Source organism: Paenibacillus sp. JNUCC32, from assembly GCF_014863545.1.
GTDB classification, from domain to species: Bacteria; Bacillota; Bacilli; order Paenibacillales; family Paenibacillaceae; genus Paenibacillus_AQ; species Paenibacillus_AQ lautus_A.
In genome coordinates this window covers 1,466,729-1,488,659 of the sequence record NZ_CP062260.1, presented here as the reverse complement: position 1 = coordinate 1,488,659, position 21,931 = coordinate 1,466,729, and the positions used below count along the sequence as shown (strand labels likewise).

Genomic DNA, 21,931 nt, shown 5'->3' with positions numbered 1-21,931 from the left:
TCCATCATCCTCTCTGTTTTTAGAGCGGCGGCATGTACGATCAGTTCAACTGTTTGACTTCATTGCTGTATATTTCATAAGCCGGTGGATCCTGCCGGGCTTCTTCCCGTATTCGGCTTAGAAGGATTTCTCCGGCCTTGATTCCCATATCGTAGGGATGCTGCTCCATGTAGTAGAGTCCCGATTCCTTGAGTAAAGGCCCGGCTTCCACCTCGCCGAAAGAAGCAACTGCCATGTCGGCAGGAATTTTCAGGCCGCTGCGCACAATCTCGAGCAGGACGCCCAGGCTCATGCGGTTATTCAGGGAAATGATGGCGGTTGGCCTGCGTTCCGCGTTCAGAAATTGCTGAACTGCCCGGATTCCGTCCTCCGTGGAAAAATCTCCGTTATACACCAGGGGGCCCTCGTTCAGCCCAAATGCCTTCATCGCGTTCATGACGCCTTCGAGACGTTCCCTCCCCGTGCTTGATCTCGTTGGCCCGTTAACTACGCCGATAGCCGTATGTCCTTCCTCGAGCAGCTTCCGGGTTAGGCGCAAGGCTCCCTCGGTATTGTCCTCGGCCACCAGATCGAGCTTCGATCCTGTTTCCGGCGAGTCCAGCTTCCTGTCCACAAGCACGATCGGCATGTTGGAATCCGCAATCTGCTTGATCGCCGGGTCGTTCCCGCCCGACGTTGCCAATACGACGGCATCCACGCGCTTTTCCTGCAGAAGCTTTAGCAATCGTCTCTCCTTCTCCGGGTTCTCGTCCGAGCTGCAAAATATTAACTGAAAGCCCTCTTTACCTACAATATCCTCAATGCCTCGGGATATGCCCATGAAATAGGGATTTGAAATATCGGGCACGATCACGCCGATCATGTACGTGCGGTCCTGCTTCAGGCTTCGGGCTATGGCGCTCGGACGATAATTCAACCGGTTCACGGCCGCCATCACCCGCTCTTTAATTTCATCGCTTACATAATCGCTGTTGTTAAGCACTCTTGAAACGGTTGCCGTAGATACTTCTGCTGCCGCTGCTACTTGTTTAATCGTTGCTTTTGCCAATCATCGTTCACCTCAAAATATCATCCTGATTCCTGTATGTAATCGATTACGTAAACGATTACATACACAGATTAAAGGAAGGGACATGCTGCTGTCAACCCTCTTTTTAGATTTTTCCGGAAAACCAGATCCGGGCGGAACGAATGCGTTTGGCAGCAGGAACTATTCCGCGCAAATTAAAAATCACCGCCTTCGATGGCGGTGATGGAATGCCTATGATGAGTGCCGATTTTCTAGTCTACGCACTTCCGGGCAGCCCACAGTCCGCTCTCCCGAATCAGATGACGCACGGATTCTATCCGAAAAGACGGCAAATGATGACCTGGCATCAGATATACCACCCGGCCGGAGCCGTAGTGATGTGCCCACGCCGCAGGCCAGCGCTGGCCGTCATGCTCGTATTCCGCAAAGACGACCGTTGTTTCATGCGGACTCAATTCGAACCGATAGGGTTCTTCATCGATCGTAAAATCGGTTAAGCTCTCCACGATCGGATGGCTCCCCGATTGATATCGAACGGGCAGCGACGTATATGCCGGATGTCCCGTAAATCGCCCGCCGATTAACTTTTCCAGCTCCGTACTCCGCTGCAGCGAGATGCCGTTGTGGATAACTAAGAGCCCCCCGCCGTTGCGCACATAGGATATGAGCGCTTGTACCTGCTCTTCAGGTATCTCCCCATCCGAAAACTCTGCGTACGATATGAACAGATCATATCCCTCCAGCTTATCCTTTTGCAGTACGGCGTAATCATCCGTGCATTCCACGTCCATCGCAGGTTCGAAAATGGTTTGCAGTTCGCGGTCAATCTGCGTAAACGGATGATATTTCGCTCCCTCGTATTGTCCCAGCGCAATGGCTTTCATTGATTTGCAGTCTCCTCTCCCGCCCTTTCACCAGGGCCACACTTGTCCTTCATAATCCAGAAAAATCGGCTGTTCGCCAGTGTATGCCTTATGGTCCATCACAAGTTTCATGATGCGATCGGCAGACACGTCCGGCGGCACGGCCGCTTCTTGATTCAGTTCGCCGCTCATGTAGGATTGCAGCCACCCGGGATAGAACACCATGACCTGTCCTCCATCGGCTGACAGATGCTGATGCAGTATCGAGGATTGCATATTGAGCGCGGATTTCGACATACAGTAGCCGTACATCTCCTTACGTTTATTTCTGCTGACGCTGCCGGCTTCGGAAGAGATATTGACCACGAGCTTGTTGTTTCCTTGGAGCAGCAGATCGATAAGTGCATGACTTACCCGAAGAGGTCCGAGGGTATTGACGTTGTAGATTTGGGCCATGTCGGCAAAATCCAGTTCGCCCTGAATGTTCGCCAGATCGGACCGTTTCGTGATGCCGGCATTGTTTATGAGCAGATCCAGATGCGGCGCCTTATCCCGGATCAGCTTGGCTGCCTGCTGCACGCTGGCATCGTCGCCGATATCAAGCGGAATCAGTTCCAGCTGGTCCGGATAATCCTCCAGCAATCGATCCAGCGCGTCCCAATCCTCCATATAGCGTCCGGCAAACACGGTGTATCCGTTTTCAAGAAGCCATTTCGCCAAGCTCAATCCTAAACCCCGATCGGCTCCCGTGACGCAAGCGATTGTTTCCAATGGGCATCAACTCTCCTTTATCCATTAAATGCGGTGCAACCGACATACGGGAGTTTCCCCAAATGCCATTCCTGCGTAATCTCTTCTAATGCTCTTTAGCAAACGTTTAAGCATAACCTGATACTGCTGCACATTTCTGCGTGATATTCATCTAGGAGTGCTTTAGAGCAATTGGTCGTTTAAATATTCGTTTTTCGACAATATGGACCTAAACCTTGAGATGGTACGATGACCGATAGGTACATCATTCGCCTTAAACAGCATGATTCCTCTCAGACAGGCTATGGCTTCAAATAATTCAAGCTCTTGTTCTTCGTAACGATACTCGGCACAACATGCGGTACGATAGATGGCGGCTTGCTTTTCGCTTGCAAATACCCACATTACGATAATCGACCAAGCAACATCATATCTGGGATCCCCCCGTTGAGCATTTGTCCAATCGATCACCGTCAGCTTGTCTTTAGTCTCAAGAATATTGCCCAGGTGGTAATCGCCATGGATCAAACATGACTGTTTCATATCCGCACGCTGAAGAAGCTCTTCCAGAAGAATTCGGACATCGGGGTGGTTCTCGATGCGAGGAAAGAAATAATTAATGAACTCATATCGGGGTAACCGGTCACCAATAAAATCTTCAAGCGGGAGCTTATGTATATCCGCTAAAATTTTCACCAGCTTCGTTAGTTTACGCTGATCGACCGTTTGCACGGGCGTTCCGTCATAACTGGTCAGCAATGTTGAATCGCCATTTCGGTCCGTTCCCCAGCCCACGGGCTCAGAGACCGAACATCCATGCGTGAATAAAGCATTCAAAATCTGATATTGAGCGTGTACATTCGGCTTGGACGCTTTGTTCCACACTTTCAGTACGTAGTCTGCCGTTGGCGCGGCGATTTTCATTACCTCTGCCTCCAGCCCCGAATCCAAGGAGACGGTATGAAATGAACCTTCATGCTCGAGCAAAACTTCAAGGGTATTGCTTTTCTCCACCCAATTGATTTCCCGCAATGGGTTTCCGATGTTCATCACAGCCTTTCAAGGGATGTTAGCTTAGCGCTTAGTGTCCAACAGCTTACAAGTTCATTCGGTATACCCCAGCCTCCCCGAGAAAATCTTTCCTGGTCAATCTTTTTCTCCAAGCAATATCCGATAATTCGTTATCGTACCATCATGTGAAATAAAGAATATTTTTTTATAACTTTCCCCGATCCACTCTAACAACCGCGCAGCATATCGTTCGAAAATATCTTGTTCGATCCTATTGATCCCTTCTTTCCAGCAATCCAAATTGAAATCAAGAATTTCAATATCTCCATACAGATGGGTAATTTCCGTTTTAGAAAGGATGTGATCGCAAGCTAAAAAAGGAAGTTCGGGGTTCTGAGGAAACATTCTCGGACCAACCAATGGAGAAATAATGAAGTCCATGCCATTTTTTATAATCATTGCCGTCTCAATTGTACGTTTAGTGGGACTTACAAGAACTAAATCATCAGGATCCATTTTAATTTCATTTCGTAGCTGCGTTACTTGAAATTTGCCGTACTCTGTAAGACTAGGATGCAGCGTATTCAACCGATTCGGATAATCGTTGAGATGTTCTCCATGACCGTGCCGAATAAATGTGAATTCCATTTTCCGCCCTCCTAAGATCAAATCCCATATTAGGTATTCTATGATTTTATTGAGTAATCCTGCCCGTTAACTTAATGCTAGGTGCAGTGAAATATAGCTAAACGCTTATCTAACCGGTTCATGAATTGCAGAGAGTTTAAAAAAGGCAGCCGATCACAAATGATCAGCTGCCTTCTTATTTTGATAGAGCTATCGATTCCCGTGAACTTAGATCAATGAATCACATTTGTAGCCTTAGTGCAGCCTACCCATTATTCCGCGAATCTCCCTTTGCTTCATTATGGTGCGGAATTAATTCATATAAGGCACGAACGTCACAACCGATGGAATCGGCGATCGATACGGCAATTTTGAGTGGCATCACTCTTTTGTTCTCAATAAAGTCGTATACTCGTTCCGGTTTAATAAGCAAGTCTTTTGCCAACCATTCCGCTGACTTCCCGGATTCCACCAATCGTTCATTCAGTAAGCAACGTCCTAGTTCAAATTTCAAGAAATTATGACCTCCCACATAAGATTTACTTAACCTTAAGCGTTGTCCGTTGCCAGCATGAATATACTTCATAAAGGGGCCCGTAACGATGAAGTTCTCCATACGTCTGCCCATTGGTTGGACGAGTTCCATTTCCGGGCTATCGCTGCCCATGCAACGATTTGCTCCATTTATTATTTAAAGATGGATAAGAATATTGATAAGTTTCCCGAATGGGTCCCTAACAAAAAAACGCCGAACCCCCCATGGCTCCTCGGTTGGTCCATACTCAATTGGAATTCCTGCTTCTTTTATCCGAGTTAACGCTTCATCAAGATCATCAACCTCAATCGACAGATCAGGCACAGGTGCTCCGGAGCCTCCCTCTGATAGGAAACTAACCTGAGTGCCCATTTTCTCATGCGAACCGTATGTTGCAATAAATCCCATATCCATTAGTTGATCAAGTCCAAGTACTTCCCCGTAAAAATACGAAGCTTTGGAAATCTCCTGCGTCGCAACATTTGTAACAATTCGTTTGACCTTCATTTTTCATCCTCCTAAAGTTTTGATATCAAATTTTTACTCAACAATGGTCCCGTTCGAGGAACAACCTCATCCTTATACTCTCAGAATACCATAGTTTTACTTTTATACAATTATATATAAATTCGTTTTCACACTATTCATAAAGACGATTGGGAAACAGGTATATATACGTGACTTCGTGTTTTCCAGCTTTTGCTTTACCATTGTTTATGGCAAATCTATAGGCTTCTTTCTCTCATCTATCCTTTCGTCATCTCCCTCATAATCAACAACGCGTTCAAGAATAAGCCCAGCGAGATGACGGGATGTGCCGCTGCCGCAAATCCGATTTTTTCCGAAAAGACAGCCGTCGCGAAGATCAAAAGGATTAGGCCGATCAGCACCAAACTCTTAACTTTCATGCCCTTGGGCAGTCTCGCCGGAAAAGACAATATAAACAACAATACGGGGATAGGCGCGAAGTACATGGCGAAATTACCATGCATCCCCCATTGAGACGAATCCACGAACAGCGCGAATCCAGCCAAGAACACCTGTAACGCGATGCAGATCGCAAAAAGCACGTTCAATATACTAAAACCTAGCCGCGCATATTGAGCGGCAGCCGGCAGCGAAGAGCGGGTAGCGGTTATTTTTTGTACTTCCATCGTTAATTCCTCCCTTAGACTAACCTTTCGGACACCGCACGAATGGTGTATGGGTACGGATCCAACTGAAACTCCCCTTCTTTGGAATCGAGAATCGTCATTCCGATAGGATGAACTTCCGGAATCTTCATCGAAGGATACCAGCCGATGGCCATATCCCCCAGGATGAACATTCCGTACTCGTCACCGAGCATCTGAAACGTCTTTCCGTCCCCGATATAACGCGTGACGTCAAATCGAGAATCTAGGCGCTGAACGGCCTCGGATACGCTTCCGCGGAGCGGAAAGCCGATCTCGCTGACATTCAGAATGGATTCATGATCGAAAGGCTCTGATAAGGCATTATCCATTCGATGCCGCGCAATGAACTCCACCAGATTCCCCGAAGGATCCTCGAAATAGAAGGCATGCGCATCCGTTCCTTCGAAATAGGCGATATCTTCGTTTGCCTGGATTCCAGCGAACGGAAGCGGTGCAGCGGAAAGCACCTGACAGCCTTTGGCCAGGAGCCAGCTTTTCGCTTCGCGAATTTGGTTCTCGGGGATGTTCATTGCCAAATGGTAGGACGGCCGTACCCCTTCCTCCTCCTCGCGAACGAAAGTCAACCTCGTTTCACCGGCAACGATCGTGATGGAATGTTCCGTCATATCTGCTAGAGCAAATCCAAGTCTTTCTGTGTAGAACTCCTTCAGTTCGGCTAACCGGGCGGTTCTCAGTTCCAATTCGATGATTCTCATCTCACTACCTCCTCCAGATATTTGAGTTTGTCAGGATTTGCAACTGTATAAATGGAACGAATCCGACTGTTCGAAGCCTCAAACGAGTAAACGTAAGCAACGCGTCCGCCGATCATCATGACGATTCCCGGGCTTCCGTTGACCGTAGTGATGATATAGGAATAATGGCTGTCGGGACGCCCGAACCAATCCATCCATTGCATAAAAAACGGAATGACTCGCGTCGCTCCGACGACGGGCTGCTTCGCGGCCGGCGCTTTGCCGCCTCCATCTGTATAATGGACGGCGTCAGGAGTCGAACTCGCTGCACTCCCGTTACCATGCTCAACAGCATTGACTTTCCTGCCTGTAATCAAGACTACGCCTAGCCGACGTGCTTCCGAACACATCTCCTCGATCAGGGCTCCCCAGCCTTTCTTCAAATAGTACACGCCAGCGATACGCCGACGCGTTTTCCTCCTCTTGCTAAATAATGAGCTGCGGTCAGTCCGGCAATACCTCCACCCACAATGGCCACATCATGCTTTGCAATCCATCGAAGAAACCTCCTTCATGCGTTGTCATTAAACAAGACAGGAAGGAGGCTGATTATGTGACAAAATGAAAACAGCGATCTAAAAATAGCCCGTATAGTGCACCCCACAATGGTCGTCTATCTTGATTCGATTCTCCGCACTGGCTGTAAAAGCTAAATATTGGCCCGGCCCGCAATGGATACATATCCCTCATTCATGAATACCTGCGGTGCTTACCGCTTGTTCGCATTGTTCATGCACTACGGAACAAGGGTTGCGACATCTTTCAGAGGTAATCGCAATATTTCTGCTCATTCCTTTTGGTGATTTGGACATAGATCCGTACAACAAAAAAACCGCGATATCCGCGGTTTTCGAATGTGTTAACATACCTGCTTAATTCTTAGCGATTCTGGTCCGATCCCCGATCAGAGGGAATTCTCCGATCCGAAGCTTCGCGCTTCCGTACGGAACCAACTCCAATTCCGTAACGGGCTGGCCGTCCGTGTTCGGATGCAGCGGTGGGTTTCCGGCGTTGTTGCCTTCCATTTTCCAATCCCGGATCAGCTGGCCCTTCACCTTCACCCGTACAGGCGCATCGGCAGCCAGGAACGGTTGACGAACCACCTCCCGCTCCAGCACCTCGAACGACGTATCGGCCATCAGTCCGTATTTCCATGGGGAAGCAGGATAGAGCTCCCAATCGTGGAACATCTCACGCTGCCGGATCATCTGCCAATTCTCCTTCACGGGCAGCACGTACACCAGCGGTCCTCTTGTAATGCTGGTTGCGTACATGCTGCGTGAATCGGTCTTCACTTCCATAGGCAGGTACAGTTCCAGCAGATCGCCATTCTGCCAGGTCTGCACGATCTCGGCATAACCGGACTCTGCCTGAATTGTCATTTCGCGCCCGTTCAAGGTAATGACGGGATGGTCGCACCAGGCCGGGATGCGCAGCGATATCCGGAATGATTCCGCGCGTTCAAGCGACAGATGGATTTGAATGCGATCCTTGAATGGATATTCGCCGGTGACCGCAATCTCAGCGGACACGCCCTGGCGGCCAACCGTTGTTCTAACCGTGCAGGGAGCATAGGAAACGGCAACTAACCCGTCCTCCTGGTCCTTCATCCACAGGTGCGAGGCCAGCTTGGGCCAGCCCTGATGCATATTGGCCGTGCAGCACCCGAAATTCGGCTCCAGACCGAATACGTTGGCATCGGGACTGTTGCTCCAAGCCCGCGGAGCGACGTTGCAGATCATTTGGTTGACCTGCTGATCATACTGATGTGAGGTCCAGTCCGCAGAGATGGCGGCAGGCAGCGCATTAAACGCGACCTTCTCCAAAATATCCCCGAAGCGTCCCTCCCCGAAAATGCGCGTCAGCTGCTCCATCGAAAACATATACTCGACGACGGCACACAATTCAACCCCTTGGCTCGGATGGGTGCCGGACAACCACTCGTCTCCCGAGAACATGCCGTGCGCTTGCCCGTGGTACGTCATCAAGGAATCGATGCCCCGGTGTACGCTTTCCCGCTCCACGGGATTTCCGTGTAATTCATACAGCACGCCCGGCGTTTTGATGCCCATCGCCACGTTCACGACATGGGTTGTCCAATCCCACTCTTCAACCTTGCGCCAGAACGGAAAATCATGAAAAATACCGCTCCAGTCCGTGGTTTGTTCCGCGATCGTATCCGCAAGCCGCAGCAGGAAAGGCTGCGCCGTTCGTTTATGCAGCCACACGATGCACAGCAGCATCTCGGCCCCCCTGGTTTTGGCCCAGCCCCGCAGCGGCTGTTCCTCGATGACCGAATGGACGTAAGTAAAGAACTTGGTCAGAAACGGAATGATACGTTCGTCGCCCGTTGCTTCCTCATGCTGCATCATCACTTTCAGCATGATCATGTAATGCCACCAATCCTGATCCTTATCGATATCCTGATTCACGGAGGTGATGCGCGCCGGACCGAACATGCCGTTCTCCTGCTGGCTGGCAAGCGACCACTCGACCCATCGATTCGCTTTAGCGATCAAAGACTCGTCCTCCAGCAAATAAGCTAAAGGAAGCAAACCGTCGACATAATAAGGTCCCCGCTCCCAGCTCTCTCCCTGGCCGCCAAGCCATCCGTTGTCTGCTCCGACGTCCTTCCACTGTTCCTCCAGATGTCCCGTAAACCCGCTTGCTTGAATCTCCAGCTGATCCTTAAGCCAGCCGGCCGGCTTAATCGCTCTAAGCGGCAAACTATTAAAAGCCGTCTGATGCAGCATAGACTTCCACGCTCCTTGTTCTGTCTTATAGGTGCTTACTCAGGTAGAAATATATCATCTCAACCGGCGTTTCCCTATACACAGAAACAACATCTTTTTATCCGATTACAACATCATGATGGATTGAATCCGGAGCAACAAAACGATTATCATGAAGAAAAGCTAGTTGGAGAAGGAGGACCGGCCGAAGATGATTTTCCAGTTTACGGCTCCGCCATTGCCGCATTATATGATTTGCGGAGAAGATACCTACCAGGAGGGAGATCGACATCCGGATCGGTATAACATCGGTGTCTTTGATCTGATTCTCGTGACCAGAGGGGAGTTATTCCTGGAAGAGAACGGAGTATCTTACAGCATAAAGGCAGGGTATCACCTGATTCTAAGACCCGATGGCGCACACCGTACGTACCTGCCCTGTCAGGAGGAAACCCATTTTTATTGGCTGCATTTTCAGACGGTCGCACCGTGGGTTGAAGCGGAAGAACGGATCCCGTTTGCCTTATCGCAATCGGATCACCCTTATGTGCAGTTCGATAATTTCTCTTTCTATATTCCCAAGTACGGAGAACTGTCTTCGAAAGAGCAGGCCGCACGTCTGATTGAACAGCTGCAGCTGCTTCATCAATCGCCATCTTCCGCGGCACGCTGGAAACAGCAGCAGCTGATGCATGAGCTGCTGCTGCTGTTCCAAGCCGAAGAAGAAGGAATCCAGCAGATGCATCCTCATTATGCCATTGCCGAACGAACGGCCAACTATTTAAGAGCACATTACAAAGAGCCGGTCAGCTACCAGCAATTGTCCGATGCCATGCACTTTCACCAGAATTATATTTCCATTTGCATGAAAAAAACGTTCGGCTGCACACCCCTGGAGTTTCTGACGCGGCATCGGATCGAGCAAGCAAAACGCTTGCTGATCCACACCAACGAGCCGATCGGACGCATAGCCGAGGAATCCGGGTTCGGCTCGTTTCCGTATTTCATTCGCTGCTTTGTTCGTTATACCGGGTTTAAACCCAACTCTTTCAGGCTAAAGTACCGTTCATCCCGATAGCATGCCATCGAATGCGTTAGGCCATGGGCTTGCTCAGAATACGCTTCGTACCAAGCCGCCGTCAATCCGGAGTGCCGAACCGTTGATCGCGGAGGATTTGGGACTGCTCAGGTAGGCGACGAAATCGGCAATTTCCTCCGGACGAATCAGCCGCTGAATAATGGAAGTCGGCCGATTTTCCTTCATAAACCGCTGTTCGGCTTCTTCGATGGTAAGATTCTCATCGGGATACAGCGTATCCAGCATCGTTTCAACGCCTTCCGTAAGGGTGGAGCCGGGCATAACGGTATTCACCGTGACGCGGGTTCCTGTCGTCAATTCGGCCAAGCTCCGGGAAAGGGACAGCTGCATCGTCTTCGTTGCGCTGTAATGCGCCATCTCCTGGGAAGGCATGACGGCTGCTTCGCTCGCGATAAAAATAATTCGGCCTTCATTGCGGCTGATCATGTTCTGCAAATAGTGTCGGGTTAAACGGACGCCGCTCATAATATTCGTCTCGAAGAACCTGAACCAATCCGCATCCGAAATATCGAAAAATTCGGCAGGCTCGAAGATGCCTAAATTGTTGATCAGAATATCAACGACCGGGGCGGCTTCCCTGACCTGATGGCAGCCCTCCTCGGTTCCGAGATCCGCCACGGCATAACGCAGCTCGGCATCCGGATGGACGGCGCGAATGTCATGGATCGTCTGCTTCACCTTATCCTCGTGTCTTCCATTGATAATGACCGACGCTCCTTCGGCTGCCAGCGACATGGCGATCGCTTTGCCGATGCCCGATGTCGAGCCTGTGACCAATGCAACTTTACCCTGTAAATCCAAGTTCATGATCCTCGCTCCTTTTCGTTATGTAGGAATGGACCCTCCCGATCCCCACCAGGGTGGAGAAGCTCAGGAGAGTCGCACTATTCATTACACTTATATGCTTGCGGTAAACGCCGATTTTTTTAGAAATCAAAATTGTCCGGGTCCGGTCCCACACGGTGATCCTGATTCAAGCTGTCGATGCGCTGCATATCCTCCATGGACAATTCAAAATCAAATAGATCGGAGTTCTCGGTGATCCGATGCTCTTTGGTCGATTTCGGAATCGTCACCACCCCGTTCTGTAGATCCCAACGAAGAATGATCTGCGCGATGGATTTATGATGCTTCTTCGCGATGATCTGAAGGTCCTCCTGATCCAGCAGCTGACCCTGCATTAAGGGAGACCAAGCTTCTAGCTGAATACCGTTCGCCTGGCAGTACGCCTGCAATTCTTTTTGCGTTAATCGGGGATGATATTCCACCTGGTTCACCATCGGTTTGATGTCGGTTTCCTTCATTAACTTCTCCAGATGATGGATTTGGAAATTGCTCACGCCAATGGCTTTTACGCGCCCTTGCTTGTACAACGTTTCGAGCGCCTTCCACGCCTCTATATATTTCCCTTCAACCGGCCAGTGTATAAGGTATAAGTCCAAATACTCCAATTCCAGCTTTCGCAAGCTTTCCTCATAAGCCTTCAAAGTCGATTCGTAACCCAGGTCGGCATTCCACACCTTGGATGTGACGAACAGATCTTCTCTTTTTAATCCGGCAGCTGCCAAGCCTTCGCGAATGCCCTGCCCGACACCTTCTTCATTGCCGTATATGGCGGCGGTGTCCACGCTCCGATAGCCGTGCTGAATGGCCGTACGAACGGCATTCACCAGCTCCGGTCCTTCTTCAACTTTAAATACGCCTAGTCCAAACCAAGGCATGTTAACGCCATTATATAAAGTGGTTGTATCTTGTAAGTGTTTTGCTGTCATGTTGATAAACCTCCGAATTTTTTTGGATTGTGAAAAAAATTGATGTACCTATTGTGCAGTATCTCCCATGATCCGCTCCGCCATCACCTCCCTTCATCCTAAATTGTTGTTTCATGCCGCTGGCATATCCGGCTTATCCGATTTATCCGGATTTTCCGAATCCTTTCGTTCCAGCTTCAAGCTCCATCCGGTGAGCACGACCGCACCGGCCACCATCAGGGATCCGATCCACGCCGTATGAATCAGGCCCATGGAATTCGTGATCAAGCCGCCTAAAAAAGCGCCGATGGCGATACCGGCATTAAATGCGGCAATGTTCAGCGCGGACGCCATATTCACGGCTCCGGGCGCAAAGCGCTCGGCCAGCATCACAACGTAAACCTGCAAACCCGGCACGTTCATGAACGCCAGGAATCCCATAAGAATAATCGTGATGAGTCCCGCCGTTTGAAACGGTGCGGTAAACGTAAGTGTAACCAGCACCAAGGCTTGGGCTATAAACATGTAGAGCAGGGCTTTCAGCGGGTTGCGATTGGCCGCTTTCCCGCCGATCACGTTACCGACTGCAATGGCTATCCCATAGACAAGCAGGATGACGGCCACCGTATTTTCATTGAAGCCTGTTATATCCTGAAGCAATGGGGATAAATAAGTGAAGACAACAAAGGTCCCGCCATAACCGAGAGCCGTAATCAGAAGCATGAGCAGCAGTCTTCCGTTCGTCATCAATTTAGCCTGGTCGCGGAATGAAGTGCGTTCTCCTTTAGGCAGGTCCGAAGGGACCAGGATACTATTCGCAATCAGCGCAACGATGCCGACCGCCACAATCGCGACAAAAGCAAGCCTCCAGCCCAACTGCTGACCGATAAACGTTCCGAGCGGAACGCCGGTGACCGTGGCTACGGTAAGGCCCGTGAACATAATGGAGATCGCCGATGCCCTGCGGTTCTCAGGCACCACGCTTGCGGCGATAATCGAGCCGATCGACATGAATACGCCATGTGAAAAGGCCGACAGGACCCGTGCTGCAAGCAGGACGCCAATGGAAGCTGAGCTCGCTGCCAAGCTGTTACCGATAATAAAAATGATCATAATCCAGAGCAGCAAAGTTTTCCTGGACATTCTGGACGTGAGCGACGTGAGAATCGGCGCACCGAAGGTAACGCCCAGCGCATACATCGACACGGTTAATCCGGCTGTCGTCACGGAGATATTCATATCCTCCGCAATCAACGGCAGCAGCCCTACGCTGATGAATTCCGTTGTTCCGATGGCGAAGGCACTGACGGCAAGCGCTATAAGCGCAAGCAAACTTCTTTTTTTATCTATAATCATGATGTTCCTATTTCCCCCTATCCTATTCTCTTGCTTGTATATTGTAAAAATATGACGTATGGTGTAATCCAGCCGGCAAATGCTATTATGATTCATATCATCACTTGTGTGAAGAACGTACTTTTTTGTAATGTAGGTACCTGACAGTACCCTAGGCACTTTTTGGTGCCTATCAAGAATAGGAGGCTCCATATGCAAACGAAGAAATACAATATAGCCGTCGAAGCAACATTGGAAGTGATCGGGGGCAAGTGGAAATGCGTGATCCTCTGCCATCTGACCCATGGCCGTAAACGGACCAACGAGCTGAAGCGCCTCATGCCGCACATCACCCAAAAAATGCTGACGCAGCAGCTGCGAGAGCTGGAGGAAGATGGCGTAATCAATCGCATCATTCATAATCAAGTGCCGCCTAAAGTGGAATATGAGCTTAGCGAGTACGGCAGAAGTTTGAGCGGAATTCTGGATATGCTCTGTGCATGGGGCGAAAAACATATTACGAAAGTATACGGGGACAAATTCAGCGTGCTTGAGGACAGCATCCTGAACGATAAGCTGAAAGCCGTGGACGAGCCGGCGGATGCACGCTAAATCCGGTTCGCATGCCGCGATTTTAACGTGATCTTGTGATTGATTGAGCCAACACCAAGTGAATTTCTTTTCTCCTTAACAGTAATAAACCAAGGGCAAGGACCGCCTGCGCGGACCTTGCCCTTGTTACATCCTAGCAAATGATAAGAAATTTAATCATAACGCGGGTGCTATACTGATCCTGGAAAACCGTTTTCTGATACAACAGAAAGCTTTCCATAAAGATAATTCAGATGAAAGGTGTACCGATCTATGTCACAAGTTATCGCTGAAATGTCGATGTCATTGGACGGATTTATCACAGGTCCGAACCATAGCGCCCGCTTGCCCCTTGGCAAAGGCGGCGAGCGGCTTCATGAATGGATTTATGAACTCACGAGCTGGCGCGAAATGCATGGCCTGACCGGGGGCCGGTTTAACCAGGACGCGGAGCTGATAGCCGAATCCAATCGCAGAACCGGCGCTGTCGTTCTTGGCCGCACGATGTTTGATCATGGACAACCTTTTTGGGGAGATACGCCCCCTTTTCATATGCCGGTATTTATTCTGACTCATGAAGAACGGCAGGCAGAAACGAAGGATGGCGGTACGACTTATACCTTTGTCACGGATGGGATCGAACGGGCATTGGAACTAGCAAAAGCTGCGGCGGGGAACAAAGACGTCAAAATCGCCGGAGGAGCCAACGTCATACAACAATATATGGGAGCAGGCCTGCTGGATGAGCTCTTGATCACGCTGGTGCCGATCCTTCTAGGCAACGGTCAGAAATTGTTCGAACATCTCCCCTCCGATATCGAATTCGTTCGTACAACCATCATCGAATCTCCCGGGGTTACGCATCTGAGGTACCGTCTTATTCACCGCGCCAATGCTTGATGGTTTCTGCATGGCTTGCGTTTCGTCATTTCCACGGCCAATGCAAATGGCAGCCCTCTTCCTCAGGGTCTGCCATTTCGCTGCTGCTTGAAGAGAGGATCAACGTCACCTCCATGCCGCCGGCATTTCTATCCGTGGAGCACCGATACCGCGGTTTATTTCGTTTTCTCCTTCTCTTTTTGGCTAACGATCATGTCCGTCACTTCCTCGGCCTGAGCCAGGACCGCAATGGGATCAAACGGCCAGAATCGCTTGGCATCCAGATAAAACACGCGATCCTGCTTCACCGCTTCAATCGAAGTCCACACCTTATCCTTCTTATCCATCTCGGCCCCGTTGGACTCATCAAAGAAAATATAATCGCCTGCATAATCTTTGAGCACTTCCAAGGAAACCTCCTTGTAAGTCACGTTGGCATCAATCAATTCCTTTTGGATCGCTGCCGGAGGCGTTAGCTGGAGTTCCTTATAGATGGCCAAGCCCCCGCGATAAATGCCGTCACCGTAGAGGTAGAAGGTTTTGCCGAATGCGCCGAAGATCGAGAACGTCTCACCTTCTTCCAACACACCGTTCACTTTTGTGCGCAGCGCTTCAATTTTTTCATCAAAACCGGCAAGCCATTCTTTTGCTTCTTCTTCCTTGCCAAGGATTGCGCCGAGCCCCTCTACTTCTTCGTGCACGCCTCGATAGGTTTCATAAGGAAGAATGATGGTCGGTGCGATTTTGGACAATTTCTCGTATAGCTCCGGGTCCGAGTTTGCGCTGATAATCAGATCGGGGTTAAGTTCCACTATCTTCTCCGCAGAGCTTTCCCCGGTGTTCTCTATGCCATCGATCTGGTCCTGGATATGGACGTTCTCCAAATCCTTCGCGGTGGCGCCTACCGGCTTTTCTCCGAGCAGCAGCAGTGTTGGCAAGTAGGCATCCACTACAATTCGCTGAGGATCCGTCGGAATTTCGATGTCTCCGTTAATTGTCGGCACCTTTTTGGTTGTTGGGGCTGAGGCTTCGGTCTTCGGAGTATCCTTCCCTGTTGCTGTTTCGCCTGCGGAACCGGCTTGATTCGCCGTATTTCCATTTGCGCCGCATGCCGAGATGAAGATCGAGCATAAGACAAGGATGGTGAGCATGACGCGTAATTTTGACTTGAACATATTTTACAGCCTCCTAATTATGGTGTTGGTTGAATCAAGCCCCGAATTGAGCTCGATGCAAACGGCTGTATATGCCGTGCGCCGCGAGCAGATCCTCATGGGCTCCTTGTTCGGCGATGCCTTTGTCCGCAACGACCACGATGCGATCCGCGTTCTTGATGGTTGCGAGCCGGTGGGCAATCACCAGCGTCGTTCGTCCTTCCGAGAGCTCGGCAAGCGCCTGTTGAATCGCCGCTTCGGTTTCCGCATCAAGCGCGGACGTCGCCTCGTCGAGAATGAGGATCGGCGGGTTCTTGAGGAACATCCGGGCTATCGACAGTCGCTGCTTCTGTCCGCCGGACAGCTTCACGCCCCGCTCGCCAATCAAGGTGTCCAGCCCATCCGGAAGCGAAGCAACCAGCTCTTCAAGCTGGGCACGGCCCACCGCTTTCATGATGTCACTGTCGTCAGCATCTAACCTGCCATAGGCGATATTTTCGCGGATGCTGCCATCAAACAGGAACACGTCCTGCTGGACGATGCCAATATGGGAACGAAGGGATTGCAGCGTCATGTCGCGAATATCGATCCCGTCTATCGTTATCTTTCCGGCTTCCGTGTCATAGAAACGAGGCAGCAATGAGCACAACGTGGTCTTGCCCGCTCCGGACGGCCCTACAAGCGCGACAGTTTCGCCTGCGCGAATAGACAAATGGACATCCTCCAGGACGTGGTCTTTGTTCTCGTACCCGAAGGTTACGCCATGAAAGGCAATGTCACCACGCACATGGCCGACCGGCTTGGCACCCGGCATATCCGCGACGTCGGGTTCGCTTTCCAGAAGCTCCAAATACCGCTTAAAGCCGGCGATTCCCTTCGGATACATCTCAATGACCGCATTGATTTGTTTAATCGGACCGAGGAACACGTTAGACAGCATGACAAAAGCGATAAATTCCCCGTTGGTCATCCGGCCCTCAATCACGAACCAGGTGCCGCATACCAGCACGAACAGCGAAATGAATTTCATCAGGATAAAGCTGATCGACGAGTTCCAGGCCATGATGCGGTAAGCAATCAGCTTCGTCACGCGAAAGCGGTTGTTGTTCTCGGCGAAACGCGCGATTTCATGCTCCTCATTCGAGAAGGCTTGAACCACGCGGATCCCGCTGACGTTGTTCTCCACGCGTGCATTGTAATCGGCAATATCGGAGAACATGCGCTTGAACGCCGCCGACATTTTCCCGCTGAAATACAGCGATAAATAGATCATCAAAGGAACGATCACAAACGTCATCACGGCAAGCTGCCAGTTGATCCCGAGCATGATGCCCAGCGCTCCGGCAAGCGTCATGACGGCGATGAACAGGTCTTCCGGACCATGGTGGGCAATCTCCCCGATATCCATCAGGTCGTTGGTCATTCTCGAGACAAGATGTCCCGTCTTGTTGTTGTCAAAAAAACGGAAGGATTGCTTCTGAACCCGATCGAACAGCTTTTTGCGCATATCCGTTTCAATGTTGATGCCGAGTTTATGACCCCAATACGTAACTACGTAATGCAGGAAAGAACTGACGACATAAATGCCGAGAAGCCCTAGGCAAGCGTATAAAATCCACTTCCAGTTCCCGCTTGGCAGCAAGTCGTCGATCACGCGGTTGACGGCTACCGGGAATATCAATTCCAGCAAAGCGGCAAAGATAGCGCAGCAAAAATCCAATATGAATAGCCCTTTATAAGGCTTGTAATAGGAAAAAAATCGGCGCAGCATAAGGACCTCCTTAAATCCGTAATGGCGTTAAAAAATATGCAAGCCCTTACCCGTCGCAAGATTGCGCTAGATCCCAGCGATCTTGGCAGCTAAGCTTTTGTCCTGGAAAGCAGGTACAGGAAGTACGGAGCGCCAATCACGGCAACCACGATCCCGGTCGGAATCTCGGACGGTTGAATGATCCAGCGGCCCAAAGTGTCGGCAGTGATGACCAGCAAGGCTCCGACTAGCGCCGTTACCGGAAGCAGCATTTGATGCTTCGCACCGACCAATCGCCTGGCCAGATGCGGCGCTATAAGCCCGACGAATCCGATGCCGCCGCTCACCGCGACGCAGGAGGCAGCCAGTCCGACCGCCGCTGCCAGCAGCTTCAATTGCTCCCTTGTAACGGAGGCTCCCAGTCCGGTCGCCGTCGGCTCTCCAAGATTGAGAACGTTCATCACCTGCGCTTTGTACATCACGAAGGGCAGCAGCACAAGCATCCATGGGAGCAATGCCAGGACGAACTTCCAGCTCGAGCCCCAGATGCTGCCTGCTAGCCAGGTGGCAACAAACTGATATTTTTCCGGGCTTAAACGCAGCGTCAGCACGATCATAGCCGCACTGATGCCGGCCGCTACGGCGATTCCCGTCAACAGAAGGCCCGTCGGCTTAAAGCCCTGATTCTTCTTGTAAGCCAGTACGCATATCAATGCGGCGGTGCCGCCCGCTCCAATCAGGGCGAGTACCGGCAGCAGAAAGACCGGGGCAGCGGCCGTGCTCGGGAAAAATGAAATGAACAGCATAACCATTAATCCGGCTCCCGCATTGATCCCCAAAATGCCGGGGTCCGCCAGCTCATTACGGGAAATGCCCTGCATAACGCAGCCGGATATCGCCAACCCGGCACCAATCAGAAGCGAAATGACGATCCGCGGCAAGCGGAATTCGAACAGCACCAGCTCCTGCTTGTCCGTCCCGCCGCCAAACAAGGTTTTTATGACCTCAAGCGGCGATAAGCGAATGACCCCCGTGTTCATGCTGATCAGAAATACCAGAATGATTAATGCACCCAGGACAGATAGCGTCATAATCTTGCGCTTCCTGCCTTTACGCTCGTGCATGGTATGGGTAACGGCATCCATCTACAGCTCCCTCCTTTCTTTGCGTGCCAAGTAAAGGAAGAAGGGCACACCGATCAGTGCGATGATCGAGCCCACAGGCGTCTCGTATGGGGGATTCACCATTCTTGCCGCCAGGTCGGCTATGACGACCAGCAAGCTTCCCAGTACGGCCGAGCAGGGAATGATGAGTCGGTAGTCGACGCCGACAAGCTTCCGGGTAAGGTGCGGAATCATCAGACCGACGAAGCCTACCGCACCGACAACCGAGACGGCAGCCCCCGCCAGCACCAGCACGATTACCGTACCGCCCAGCTTGACAAGTCCCGTTCGCTGACCGAGTCCCTTGGCGATATCGTCGCCGAGGCTGAGCATGGTAATAGAACGCGACAATGCAATAGCGCCCAATATAGCAGCAGCTATCCAAGGCAGCATAATTTTCAAATGAACCCACTTAATTCCCGCGGTACCGCCGGCATACCAGAACGCCATGTCCTGTCCGACCTGAAAATACAATGCGATGCCTTCGCTGAGCGCGCTTAGCAGAGCGCTCAGCGCCGCACCCGCCAGAACGAGACGAACCGGTGTGAGACCGCCTTTTGCCATGGAACTGACTCCGTACACGAGCACGGCACCCAGGCCAGCCCCCAGGAACGAGAACAGAATCAGGTACATATACGGCAATCCCGGAAAAAATGCAAAGCAGATCGCAATGACAAATCCGGCTCCCGCATTTAATCCGAGCAGACCCGAATCAGCGAGCGGATTTCGGGTCATGCCCTGCATGATCGCACCCGATACGGCAAAGCAGGCACCCACCATCGCTCCGCCGAGGACCCTCGGCAGCCGAAGCTCCTGAATAATCTGATGCTCCGTCACATCGGGATTAAAGAAGAACACCGCTTCCCATACGTTTCGCAGATCGATGTCGGCCGCGCCGAGCGATATGGATAAAGCTATGCCAAGCACCAATGCTGCCACGCCCCCGGTAAGAATCAGGGTCGCAGCCCATGGGCGCCCTTTGATATTGGCGTGGGTCTTGGCATCCGTAATACTTGGATTGGACGTGTTTGATGACATCATTTTCCCCTCAATTTTATGATATTGATTATCATTATCATTGGTAACTATAAAATAGACACCTTTCTTCGTCCATGGACAATTTGAATTTCTCCTTGGAAAAAAGTCCATGTCCAAGTCAAGCACTTTTTTCCAGGTCTATCGCAGCAATCCGAATTAAGCGTTCGTTTAAACCCTGATTTGTTGTCTGTTGACATATAAGCCGCCGGTCCATTACAATAAATGCTAATTGAATGAGGCGATGGAGTTCGCCATAACCGCTTCCATAGCTAATGACTCCTACCAGAGGTCGCTTTCCTGGTAGGAGTCTGTTTGTGTATAGGGGGGTTAGCGGCGAATCTATAGAAACGGGTGAGCTTGCATGAAGAAAAAATGGATTGAAAGCGCCGGGAAACGGTCATTAGCCTTGTTATCCGGTTACTTCATCAAATGGGTCGTTCTGGGAAGCCTCGTGGGATTGATGACGGGCAGTGCCTCCGCCTTCTTTCTCTACAGTCTGGACTACGTAACCTCCCTTCGCTTGGGAAATCCATGGCTGTTATACCTTCTTCCCTTGGGAGGTGCCGCAGTCAGCTTCCTTTATTATAAGTTCGGCAAGAGCAGTGCCAAGGGAAATAATCTTATTTTGGAACAAATTCATGGCGGAACCGAAAGCATTCCATCGCGAATGGCGCCGTTGGTGCTGATCGGTACTTTAATCACCCATCTATTCGGGGGGTCGGCAGGTCGTGAAGGCACCGCCGTTCAGATGGGGGGCAGCTTGTCGGAGTGGCTCGGCAAACTTATCCGCGTAACGCCGGCGGATCGAAAAATACTGTTGATCTGCGGAATCAGCGGCGGTTTCGGATCGATCTTCGGCACGCCGCTGGCCGGCACGCTGTTCGGGCTTGAAGTCCTTGCCATCGGGCTGGTCTCGCATCAGGCTCTCCTGCCTGCATTCGCTGCCAGTATGGTCGGAAACCTGACCGCTACCTCTTTATGGGGCGTCAGCCATCTGCATTATCCGATCGGAGATATTCCGGCATTGGGTTTTATGGTGATCATGAAGGTCGTCTTCGCCTCATTGCTATTCGGTCTGACAAGCCGGCTGTTCAGTGAGCTAACCCATTCGCTCAAGCGGTGGTACGGTTATGTTTTTCACAATCCGATGGTCAAAAGCGCTGCAGGAGGCGTCATCATCATTGGGCTGGTCTACCTGCTCGGAACCCGCGATTATCTGGGGCTGGGCATCCCGCTGATTGAAGCGGCCTTCGCTGGCGAAGTTTCGCCTTTTGCTTTTCTAGGCAAAATTATCTTTACCTCGCTGACGCTCGGAGCAGGGTTCCAGGGAGGCGAAGTCACCCCGTTATTTGCTATCGGGGCAACGCTGGGCAGCGCATTGTCGGAGTGGATCGGATTGCATGCCCCTTTCTTGGCTGCTTTAGGTTTCATCGCGGTATTTTGCGGAGCGACAAACACCCCGATTGCTTGCTTTATTATGGGAATCGAGCTGTTCGGCGGTGAAGGCGCGGTGTATATGTTTATGGCCTGCGTCATCAGCTACCTCTTTTCCGGTCACTCCGGCATATACACATCGCAACTTATAGGCACTTCCAAACACCCGCAGCTTTCGTACCCGCCGGGCACGACCCTTGCCGGATCGAAGGCGTTTAACAAACACAAAGACAACAAAAAGACGTCCGAGTAATCGGAC

The 21,931-nt window shown here is 50.9% G+C and carries 23 protein-coding genes and 1 riboswitch; of the genes, 4 read left to right on the top strand and 19 right to left on the bottom strand.

The features are described 5' to 3' along the window. Positions 1–40: 40 nt before the first annotated feature. From JNUCC32_RS06900 to JNUCC32_RS06845, 12 genes are all read right to left on the bottom strand, one after another. Positions 41–1,048 (bottom strand): LacI family DNA-binding transcriptional regulator, encoded by a 1,008-nt coding sequence (locus JNUCC32_RS06900; protein ID WP_192571458.1) that lies wholly within the window; start codon positions 1,046–1,048, stop codon positions 41–43. A 233-nt stretch (positions 1,049–1,281) separates the two neighbouring features. Next, positions 1,282–1,914, bottom strand: coding sequence for a ThuA domain-containing protein (locus JNUCC32_RS06895; protein WP_192571457.1), 633 nt, complete (start codon positions 1,912–1,914; stop codon positions 1,282–1,284). A 27-nt stretch (positions 1,915–1,941) separates the two neighbouring features. Beyond that, a complete protein-coding gene (locus JNUCC32_RS06890; protein WP_192571456.1) occupies positions 1,942–2,664 on the bottom strand; it encodes an SDR family NAD(P)-dependent oxidoreductase in 723 nt (240 codons plus the stop codon). 162 nt (positions 2,665–2,826) lie between these two features. Continuing rightward, positions 2,827–3,567: a phosphotransferase family protein gene (locus tag JNUCC32_RS06885; protein WP_267132963.1), complete on the bottom strand. Its 741-nt coding sequence runs from the start codon at positions 3,565–3,567 to the stop codon at positions 2,827–2,829. Between the two features lie 222 nt (positions 3,568–3,789). Continuing rightward, positions 3,790–4,302: a histidine phosphatase family protein gene (locus JNUCC32_RS06880; RefSeq protein WP_228468887.1), complete on the bottom strand. Its 513-nt coding sequence runs from the start codon at positions 4,300–4,302 to the stop codon at positions 3,790–3,792. 244 nt (positions 4,303–4,546) lie between these two features. Then, complete coding sequence (locus JNUCC32_RS31780) at positions 4,547–4,948, bottom strand: hypothetical protein (protein ID WP_323373614.1); 402 nt, start codon at positions 4,946–4,948, stop codon at positions 4,547–4,549. Between the two features lie 24 nt (positions 4,949–4,972). Next, positions 4,973–5,323 carry a VOC family protein gene (locus JNUCC32_RS06870; RefSeq protein WP_192571454.1) on the bottom strand — a complete coding sequence of 117 codons (351 nt, stop codon included), beginning with the start codon at positions 5,321–5,323 and terminating at the stop codon, positions 4,973–4,975. Positions 5,324–5,562: 239 nt separating this feature from the next. Then, complete coding sequence (locus JNUCC32_RS06865; protein WP_192571453.1) at positions 5,563–5,970, bottom strand: DUF6220 domain-containing protein; 408 nt, start codon at positions 5,968–5,970, stop codon at positions 5,563–5,565. A gap of 14 nt (positions 5,971–5,984) precedes the next feature. Beyond that, positions 5,985–6,707: a VOC family protein gene (locus JNUCC32_RS06860; RefSeq protein WP_192571452.1), complete on the bottom strand. Its 723-nt coding sequence runs from the start codon at positions 6,705–6,707 to the stop codon at positions 5,985–5,987. Further along, positions 6,704–7,138 carry a sigma-70 family RNA polymerase sigma factor family protein gene (locus JNUCC32_RS06855; RefSeq protein WP_192571451.1) on the bottom strand — a complete coding sequence of 145 codons (435 nt, stop codon included), beginning with the start codon at positions 7,136–7,138 and terminating at the stop codon, positions 6,704–6,706. The genes JNUCC32_RS06860 and JNUCC32_RS06855 overlap by 4 nt, the downstream gene beginning before the upstream one ends. Beyond that, positions 7,126–7,215: a hypothetical protein gene (locus tag JNUCC32_RS06850; protein WP_404563450.1), complete on the bottom strand. Its 90-nt coding sequence runs from the start codon at positions 7,213–7,215 to the stop codon at positions 7,126–7,128. Before JNUCC32_RS06850 ends, JNUCC32_RS06855 begins: the two co-directional genes overlap by 13 nt. Positions 7,216–7,618: 403 nt before the next feature. After that, a complete protein-coding gene (locus JNUCC32_RS06845) occupies positions 7,619–9,499 on the bottom strand; it encodes a beta-L-arabinofuranosidase domain-containing protein (RefSeq protein WP_192571450.1) in 1,881 nt (626 codons plus the stop codon). Between the two features lie 190 nt (positions 9,500–9,689). Between JNUCC32_RS06845 and JNUCC32_RS06840 the strand changes: the two genes are divergently transcribed. Beyond that, complete coding sequence (locus JNUCC32_RS06840) at positions 9,690–10,556, top strand: helix-turn-helix transcriptional regulator (RefSeq protein WP_192571449.1); 867 nt, start codon at positions 9,690–9,692, stop codon at positions 10,554–10,556. Positions 10,557–10,589: 33 nt separating this feature from the next. Here JNUCC32_RS06840 and JNUCC32_RS06835 read toward each other — a convergent pair whose 3' ends face one another. The 3 genes from JNUCC32_RS06835 to JNUCC32_RS06825 all read right to left on the bottom strand — a co-directional run bounded on the left by JNUCC32_RS06835 (position 10,590) and on the right by JNUCC32_RS06825 (position 13,684). Beyond that, complete coding sequence (locus JNUCC32_RS06835; RefSeq protein ID WP_192571448.1) at positions 10,590–11,384, bottom strand: SDR family NAD(P)-dependent oxidoreductase; 795 nt, start codon at positions 11,382–11,384, stop codon at positions 10,590–10,592. A 119-nt stretch (positions 11,385–11,503) separates the two neighbouring features. Beyond that, positions 11,504–12,349: an aldo/keto reductase gene (locus JNUCC32_RS06830; protein WP_192571447.1), complete on the bottom strand. Its 846-nt coding sequence runs from the start codon at positions 12,347–12,349 to the stop codon at positions 11,504–11,506. A gap of 111 nt (positions 12,350–12,460) precedes the next feature. Continuing rightward, a complete protein-coding gene (locus tag JNUCC32_RS06825; RefSeq protein WP_096774267.1) occupies positions 12,461–13,684 on the bottom strand; it encodes an MFS transporter in 1,224 nt (407 codons plus the stop codon). 192 nt (positions 13,685–13,876) lie between these two features. On the opposite strand from JNUCC32_RS06825, the gene JNUCC32_RS06820 reads away from it, so the two are divergent. Beyond that, on the top strand, positions 13,877–14,275 hold the full coding sequence (locus tag JNUCC32_RS06820; RefSeq protein WP_096774268.1) for a winged helix-turn-helix transcriptional regulator: 399 nt from the start codon (positions 13,877–13,879) through the stop codon (positions 14,273–14,275). A gap of 252 nt (positions 14,276–14,527) precedes the next feature. Continuing rightward, positions 14,528–15,154: a dihydrofolate reductase family protein gene (locus JNUCC32_RS06815; protein ID WP_192571446.1), complete on the top strand. Its 627-nt coding sequence runs from the start codon at positions 14,528–14,530 to the stop codon at positions 15,152–15,154. Positions 15,155–15,309: 155 nt separating this feature from the next. Here JNUCC32_RS06815 and JNUCC32_RS06810 read toward each other — a convergent pair whose 3' ends face one another. The 4 genes from JNUCC32_RS06810 to JNUCC32_RS06795 all read right to left on the bottom strand — a co-directional run bounded on the left by JNUCC32_RS06810 (position 15,310) and on the right by JNUCC32_RS06795 (position 20,238). Continuing rightward, positions 15,310–16,308: an ABC transporter substrate-binding protein gene (locus tag JNUCC32_RS06810; RefSeq protein ID WP_096774270.1), complete on the bottom strand. Its 999-nt coding sequence runs from the start codon at positions 16,306–16,308 to the stop codon at positions 15,310–15,312. 34 nt (positions 16,309–16,342) lie between these two features. Then, on the bottom strand, positions 16,343–18,058 hold the full coding sequence (locus JNUCC32_RS06805) for an ABC transporter ATP-binding protein (protein WP_096774271.1): 1,716 nt from the start codon (positions 18,056–18,058) through the stop codon (positions 16,343–16,345). Between the two features lie 89 nt (positions 18,059–18,147). Next, positions 18,148–19,182, bottom strand: coding sequence for a FecCD family ABC transporter permease (locus JNUCC32_RS06800; protein WP_096774272.1), 1,035 nt, complete (start codon positions 19,180–19,182; stop codon positions 18,148–18,150). Next, positions 19,183–20,238, bottom strand: coding sequence for a FecCD family ABC transporter permease (locus tag JNUCC32_RS06795; protein ID WP_049788715.1), 1,056 nt, complete (start codon positions 20,236–20,238; stop codon positions 19,183–19,185). Between the two features lie 228 nt (positions 20,239–20,466). After that, positions 20,467–20,527, top strand: a riboswitch (Fluoride riboswitch). Between the two features lie 72 nt (positions 20,528–20,599). Here JNUCC32_RS06795 and JNUCC32_RS06790 point away from each other — a divergent pair. Then, complete coding sequence (locus tag JNUCC32_RS06790; protein ID WP_192571445.1) at positions 20,600–21,925, top strand: voltage-gated chloride channel family protein; 1,326 nt, start codon at positions 20,600–20,602, stop codon at positions 21,923–21,925. Positions 21,926–21,931: the final 6 nt, after the last annotated feature.

What these genes read in the sequence shown, in the direction of transcription:
- JNUCC32_RS06790 (WP_192571445.1), top strand. Translation starts at nt 20,600, where the DNA reads ATGAAGAAAAAATGGATTGAAAGCGCCGGGAAACGGTCATTAGCCTTG.
- JNUCC32_RS06810 (WP_096774270.1), bottom strand. Translation starts at nt 16,308, where the DNA reads ATGTTCAAGTCAAAATTACGCGTCATGCTCACCATCCTTGTCTTATGC.
- JNUCC32_RS06805 (WP_096774271.1), bottom strand. Translation starts at nt 18,058, where the DNA reads ATGCTGCGCCGATTTTTTTCCTATTACAAGCCTTATAAAGGGCTATTC.
- JNUCC32_RS06895 (WP_192571457.1), bottom strand. Translation starts at nt 1,914, where the DNA reads ATGAAAGCCATTGCGCTGGGACAATACGAGGGAGCGAAATATCATCCG.
- JNUCC32_RS06830 (WP_192571447.1), bottom strand. Translation starts at nt 12,349, where the DNA reads ATGACAGCAAAACACTTACAAGATACAACCACTTTATATAATGGCGTT.
- JNUCC32_RS06825 (WP_096774267.1), bottom strand. Translation starts at nt 13,684, where the DNA reads ATGATTATAGATAAAAAAAGAAGTTTGCTTGCGCTTATAGCGCTTGCC.
- JNUCC32_RS06815 (WP_192571446.1), top strand. Translation starts at nt 14,528, where the DNA reads ATGTCACAAGTTATCGCTGAAATGTCGATGTCATTGGACGGATTTATC.
- JNUCC32_RS06880 (WP_228468887.1), bottom strand. Translation starts at nt 4,302, where the DNA reads ATGGAATTCACATTTATTCGGCACGGTCATGGAGAACATCTCAACGAT.
- JNUCC32_RS06845 (WP_192571450.1), bottom strand. Translation starts at nt 9,499, where the DNA reads ATGCTGCATCAGACGGCTTTTAATAGTTTGCCGCTTAGAGCGATTAAG.
- JNUCC32_RS06835 (WP_192571448.1), bottom strand. Translation starts at nt 11,384, where the DNA reads ATGAACTTGGATTTACAGGGTAAAGTTGCATTGGTCACAGGCTCGACA.
- JNUCC32_RS06795 (WP_049788715.1), bottom strand. Translation starts at nt 20,238, where the DNA reads ATGTCATCAAACACGTCCAATCCAAGTATTACGGATGCCAAGACCCAC.
- JNUCC32_RS06885 (WP_267132963.1), bottom strand. Translation starts at nt 3,567, where the DNA reads ATGAAAATCGCCGCGCCAACGGCAGACTACGTACTGAAAGTGTGGAAC.
- JNUCC32_RS06820 (WP_096774268.1), top strand. Translation starts at nt 13,877, where the DNA reads ATGCAAACGAAGAAATACAATATAGCCGTCGAAGCAACATTGGAAGTG.
- JNUCC32_RS06865 (WP_192571453.1), bottom strand. Translation starts at nt 5,970, where the DNA reads ATGGAAGTACAAAAAATAACCGCTACCCGCTCTTCGCTGCCGGCTGCC.
- JNUCC32_RS06860 (WP_192571452.1), bottom strand. Translation starts at nt 6,707, where the DNA reads ATGAGAATCATCGAATTGGAACTGAGAACCGCCCGGTTAGCCGAACTG.
- JNUCC32_RS06840 (WP_192571449.1), top strand. Translation starts at nt 9,690, where the DNA reads ATGATTTTCCAGTTTACGGCTCCGCCATTGCCGCATTATATGATTTGC.
- JNUCC32_RS06870 (WP_192571454.1), bottom strand. Translation starts at nt 5,323, where the DNA reads ATGAAGGTCAAACGAATTGTTACAAATGTTGCGACGCAGGAGATTTCC.
- JNUCC32_RS31780 (WP_323373614.1), bottom strand. Translation starts at nt 4,948, where the DNA reads ATGGGCAGCGATAGCCCGGAAATGGAACTCGTCCAACCAATGGGCAGA.
- JNUCC32_RS06800 (WP_096774272.1), bottom strand. Translation starts at nt 19,182, where the DNA reads ATGGATGCCGTTACCCATACCATGCACGAGCGTAAAGGCAGGAAGCGC.